A 5349-nucleotide genomic window follows, 5' to 3' on the forward strand; every position below is an offset into this window, starting at 1 on the left:
GGCCCCGGGGGCCCCCCCGCCCCCCCCCCCCCCCGCCCCGCCCCCGGGGGGGGGGGGGGGGGGGGGGGGGGCGGCGGGCCCCGGGGGGGCGCCCCCCCCCCCCCCCGGGCTGCGCTGGCGGCCGGGTGGGGCCGCCGGTATGCCTGGGGGGACGGCGAGGCGGCGGAGAGGACAGCGGGGTGGGCGGCGCGGACGCGGACGGGAGCGGGGACCGGGACGACGGGGGGACGCGGGCGCCGGGCAACCGGGCGGTGGTGCTGGGGGTGCTGGCCTCCACCGCGGTGGTGCTGCTCGCCCAGGCGGCGAGCGGCACCAGCGCCCGGCTGGTGCTGCTGCTGGTGTTCCTGCCGGCCCTGCTGGCGGGGCTGGGCACCGTCGCGCAGACGGTCGCGGCCTCGGTGTGGGTGGCCGGGGTCGTGGCGGTCAGCACGGTGCTGTTCCCGCCGTCCTCGCTGGCCGCCCGGGTGGGCACCCTGGTGGGCGTGGTCGGCGCCGAGGCGGCCGTGGTCGGGCTGTGCACACGACGGGTGCGGCGCGAGCGGGAGCTGTTCCGGATGCGGCAGACCGCCGTCGCCCTGCAACGCCAGCTGCTGCGCCCGCTGCCGGTGCTCACCCCCGACGTCCAGCTGTACGGGCTGTACCGGCCGGTGGAGGAGGACGCCCTGGTCGGCGGCGACCTGTACGACGTCGCCGACACCCCGTACGGCACCCGAGTGCTGGTGGGCGACGTGCAGGGCAAGGGCCTGCCGGCGATCGGCGCGGGCTTCGCGGTGCTGAGCGCGTTCCGGGAGGCGGCCTTCCGGGAGCCGGCGCTGACCGGCGTCGCGGACGCCCTGGAGGCGGCGGTGGAGCGGCACAACGCGTACGCGGTGCAGGGCGGCGAGAGCGAGCGCTTCGTCACCGCGACCGTGCTGGGCGTGGAGCGCGGCGCGGACGTGCAGGCCGTCAACTGCGGCCACCTCGCCCCCTACCTGCTGCACGGCGGCCGGGTCGAGGCCGTGCCGCTGCCGGCCGGGGTGCCGCTCGGGCTGGCGGAGCTGACCGACGAGGTGCGCACCGTCCGGTGGTTCGCGCTGCCCGAGGACGGCGTGCTGGTGCTGCTCACCGACGGGATCACCGAGGCCCAGGACGCCACCGGCGCGTTCTACCCCGTCGAACGGGGCCTGGCCGCCCTCGCCACCGCCCCCGCCGCCCTGCTGCCCGAGGCCCTGGACCGCGAGGCCCGCCGCTGGAGCGGAGGCCGCAGCCGCGACGACGTCACGGCGCTGTCCCTGCACCGCGCGCCCTGAGGCTGCCGAGGTTCCCCCGAGGCGCCCTCACCGCTTGAGGAACTCCAGCAGGTCGGCGTTGAAGCGCTCCTTGTCACCGGGGACCATCGCGATGCCGTGCGAGCCGTTCTCGTACACCTTCAGGACGGCGCCGGGGATGATCCGGGCGGCCCGGCGGGCGGTGGCCTCGACGGGGACGATCCGGTCGTCGTCACCGTGCACGATCAGGGTGGGGATGTCGAACTTGGCCAGGTCCTCGTGGAAGTCGGTGTAGCCGAAGGCGTCCACGCAGTCGACGCCGCCCTCGATGGTCTGGTGCATCGCCATGAACCAGAACGCGTCCCGGTTGCCCTGGGTGGCGCGGGAACCGGGGCGGTCGGCGGAGAAGAAGTCGACGGAGGTGTCCTGCCAGAACTGGGAGCGCTCGGTGAGGATGCCGGCCTTGATGTCGTCGAAGACGCTGCCGGGCACGCCGTGCGGGTTGTCGGGGCCCTGCAGCATGGACGGGGTGATCGCCGACAGCAGGACGGCGGAGCGGATCCGCCCGGTGCCGTGGCGGCCGATGTAGCGGGCGAGCTCGCCGCCACCCATGGAATGGGCCACCAGGGTGACGTCGCGCAGGTCGAGCCCGGTGAGCAGGCTGTCGAGGTCGTCGGCGAAGGTGTCGAAGTCGTAGCCGCCGTAGACCGGGGCGGAACGGCCGTGGCCGCGCCGGTCGTGGGCGATGGCCCGCAGGCCGGCGTCCGCGACGGCCTTCAGCTGGTCCTGCCAGGCGTCGCCGTTGAGCGGCCAGCCGTGGATGAACACGACGGGGCGTCCGTTGCCCCAGTCCTGGTAGAAGATCTCGACGCCGTCGCGGGTCCTGGAGATGGGCATGCTCCTGCTCCTTCGGGTGGTACGCCGGGGGTGGTACGCCGGGGGTGGGGCGGCCTGCCGGGGTGACCTGCCCGGGGGCGGCCGGGCCGCAGGTTCATCCAACGGGAGGCGGGTGGGGCCCGCGCGGGAGCGGACGCGGCGCTACGCCGTTCGGGTGAGTTTCGGGTCAGGGCGGATGAGTGCGGGTGAGGACGAGGGCGGTTCAGCCGCTCTCGCGCAGGCGGGTGCCGAGGGCGTCCGGGGGCAGCAGGGGCGCCGGGTAGCCGGCCGGAGGCTCGGCGAGCTCCCAGGGGCGGTGGACGTCGCGGGCGGGCAGGTGGGCGAGCTCGGGGACCCAGCGGCGCACGTAGACGCCGTCGGGGTCGTAGCGGTCGGCCTGGCGCAGCGGGTTGAGGACGCGGTTGGGGCGGGGGTCGGTGCCGGTGCCGGCGGCCCACTGCCAGTTGAGCTGGTTGTTGGCGAGGTCGCCGTCGACGAGCAGGGCGAGGAAGTGTGCGGCGCCGGGGCGCCAGTGGTGGCGCAGGCTCTTGGTGAGGAAGGAGGCGGTGAGCAGGCGGGCCCGGTTGTGCATCCAGCCCTCGTGGGCGAGTTGGCGCAGGCCGGCGTCGACGATCGGGTAGCCGGTGCGGCCCTCGCGCCAGGCCTGGAACTCGCGTTCGTCGTCGTACCAGCGGACGGGGCGGGGGCGGTAGTCCGCGTGGGCGGCGTCGGGGCGGGCCGCGAGGACCTGGTGGTGGAAGTCGCGCCAGGCGAGTTGGCGCACCAGCGCGGCCGCGCCGGGGGTGTCGGACTTCCCGGCGCGGTGGGCGAGTTCGGTGGCGGACAGGCAGCCGAAGTGCAGGTACGGCGAGAGCCGGGAGGTGGCGTCGGCGGCGAGGTCGTCGTGCAACTGCTCGTAGGCGTCCGGGTTCCAGGCGCGCAGGCGGCGGCGGGCAGCGCTCTCGCCGCCGGGGGCGCGGCCCGGGGAGGTGCCGGCGGGGGCGGCGGGCAGCGGGGCGCTCGCGGGGCCGTCGGGGGTGGCGAGGGTGCGCGGGGCGGGCAGGACGGTGCGCCGGGGGGCCTGCTGCCAGGCACGGTGGTAGGGGGTGAAGACGGCGTAGTGGTCGCGCCCGGCCGGGGTGACGAGGCCGGCAGGGACGATGGTGAGCGCGGCGTCGTGCAGGTGCAGGCGCTCGCCGAGAGCACGGCGCAGGGCGTGTTCGCGGCGGGTGGCGAAGGCGGAGACGCCGGCGTTGGTGTGGACGGTGTCGGCGCCGCACTCGGCGGCCAGGCGGGCGACCTGTTCGGCGGGGTCGCCGTGGCGCAGGACCAGGCGGGAGCCGGCGGCGCGCAGCGCCCGGTCGAGGTCGGCGAGGCTCTCGGCGAGGAAGGCCTGCCGGTTGGGGGCGGCGAAGCCGGCCCGGGCGATGGCCGGGTCGAGGACGAACAGGGGGACGACCTGGTCGGCGCGGGTGCGGGCGGCGTGCAGGGCGGGGTTGTCGTGCAGGCGCAGGTCCTGGGTGAACAGGACGACGGCGGTGCTCATCGGGGGCCTCGTGCGGTGGGGTGCGGGTGCGGGTGTCAGGCGGCGGGTCGGGTGTCAGGCGGGTCGGGCGCGTTCGGTGATGTTGCGGGCCATGGCGCCGAACACCAGGGCGTGGAAGGGCGCCACCGACCACCAGTAGAGGTGGCCGGCCAGTCCGTGCGGGTGGAACAGCGCCCGCTGCTGGTACAGCGCGCCGCCGTCGCCGTCGGGCGTCACGCGCAGTTCGAGCCAGGCCAGGCCCGGCAGGCGCATCTCGGCGCGCAGCCGCAGCAGGTGTCCGGGTTCGATCTCCTCGACCCGCCAGAAGTCGAGCGCGTCGCCGACCCGCAGCCGGTGGCGGTCGCGGCGGCCCCGGCGCAGGCCGACGCCGCCGGCCAGGCGGTCCAGACGGCCCCGCAGGGCCCAGGCCAGCGGCAGGGAGTACCAGCCGTTCTCGCCGCCGACGCCCTCCACCACCCGCCACAGCGCGGCCGGGTCGGCGGCCACCCGGCGCCGGCGCAGGTCCTGGTAGAGGCTGCCGCCGGCCCAGTCGGGGTCGGTGGGCAGCGGGTCGCTGGGCGCGCCGGGCAGGGAGGCGGAGGACCAGCGGGTGGAGACCTGGGCGTCGCGGATGCGCCGCAGGGCCAGTTCCACGGCCCGGTCGAAGCCGGTCAGGCCCTCGGGCGGGTCGGGGATCCAGCGGGCGATGTCGTGTTCGCGGCACACCACCTCGTGGCGCAGCGACTCCACCAGCGGGCGGGCGAGCGAGCCCGGTACGGGGGTGACCAGGCCCACCCAGTGGCTGGACAGGCGCGGGGAGAGCACAGGCACCGGCACGATCAGGCGCCGGGGCAGGTCGGCGACCTCGGCGTAGTGGCGCATCATCAGCCGGTAGGTGAGCACGTCGGGCCCGCCGATGTCGAAGGTGCGGTCGACCTCGGGGGGCAGGGCGGCGGCGCCGACCAGGTAGCGCAGCACGTCGCGTACGGCGATCGGCTGGATGCGGGTATCGACCCAGCGGGGGGTGACCATCGCCGGGAGCCGTTCGGTCAGGTGGCGCAGCATCTCGAAGGAGGCCGAGCCGGAGCCGATGATCACCGCGGCCCGCAGTTCGGCGGTGGGGACGCCGCCCGTGCGCAGGGCGCGGCCCACTTCGGCGCGCGAGCGCAGGTGGGCCGACAGGTGCGGTTCGGGGACCCCGGCGGGCAGCAGTCCGCCGAGGTAGACGATGCGCCGGGTGCCGGCGGCGGCGGCCGCCTGGGCGAAGGCCTCGGCGGCCTGCCGGTCCCGGGTCTCGAAGCCGGGCCCGGTGCCCAGGGAGTGGACCAGGTAGTAGGCGGCGTCGATGCCGTCGAAGGCCGCGGGCAGGGTCTCGGGGCGGGTGACGTCCCCGGTGACGGCCTCCACGTCGGCCCGCCAGGGCTGGTCCCGCAGCCGGAGCGGGTCGCGGACCAGGCAGCGCACCCGGTACCCGGCGGCGAGCAGTTCGGGCACCAGGCGCCCGCCGATGTAGCCGGTGGCGCCGGTGACCAGGCAGTGCGGGCGCGTCCGGGTCGGCTCGTCCACCTGCGGCTCCTCTCGTGCGGGCGGGTGCGCCCCCCGTACCCCGCCAGGCGCGGGGGGCGCTGCCGGGGTGTTCGGAGCGGACGCGGCCGGGGATTGGACGGGGCCGGGGATTCGAGTCTTCCAGGGGTGGGCAGG

At 76.7% G+C, this 5349-nt stretch carries 4 protein-coding genes; 1 reads left to right on the forward strand and 3 read right to left on the reverse strand.

The window, feature by feature from the left end:
• Positions 1-179: 179 nt before the first annotated feature.
• On the forward strand, positions 180-1289 hold the full coding sequence (locus tag ACFV61_RS34135) for a PP2C family protein-serine/threonine phosphatase (protein WP_380495977.1): 1110 nt from the start codon (positions 180-182) through the stop codon (positions 1287-1289).
• Between the two features lie 27 nt (positions 1290-1316).
• Here the strand turns inward: ACFV61_RS34135 and ACFV61_RS34140 are convergent, their stop codons facing one another.
• From ACFV61_RS34140 to ACFV61_RS34150, 3 genes are all read right to left on the reverse strand, one after another.
• Positions 1317-2144, reverse strand: coding sequence for an alpha/beta fold hydrolase (locus ACFV61_RS34140; protein WP_380495979.1), 828 nt, complete (start codon positions 2142-2144; stop codon positions 1317-1319).
• Positions 2145-2346: 202 nt separating this feature from the next.
• Positions 2347-3669 carry a cryptochrome/photolyase family protein gene (locus ACFV61_RS34145; protein WP_380495982.1) on the reverse strand — a complete coding sequence of 441 codons (1323 nt, stop codon included), beginning with the start codon at positions 3667-3669 and terminating at the stop codon, positions 2347-2349.
• A gap of 54 nt (positions 3670-3723) precedes the next feature.
• The gene (locus ACFV61_RS34150; protein ID WP_380495984.1) at positions 3724-5214 is read right to left on the reverse strand and encodes an SDR family oxidoreductase; all 1491 of its coding nucleotides are present in this window, start codon (positions 5212-5214) and stop codon (positions 3724-3726) included.
• Between the last annotated feature and the right edge of the window lie 135 nt (positions 5215-5349).

Source organism: Kitasatospora sp. NPDC059817 (assembly GCF_042731835.1).
GTDB lineage: Bacteria > Actinomycetota > Actinomycetes > Streptomycetales > Streptomycetaceae > Kitasatospora.

Bases quoted from the DNA above. Each gene is read 5' to 3' on its own strand.
- ACFV61_RS34140 (WP_380495979.1), bottom strand. From the start codon at position 2,144: ATGCCCATCTCCAGGACCCGCGACGGCGTCGAGATCTTCTACCAGGAC.
- ACFV61_RS34145 (WP_380495982.1), bottom strand. From the start codon at position 3,669: ATGAGCACCGCCGTCGTCCTGTTCACCCAGGACCTGCGCCTGCACGAC.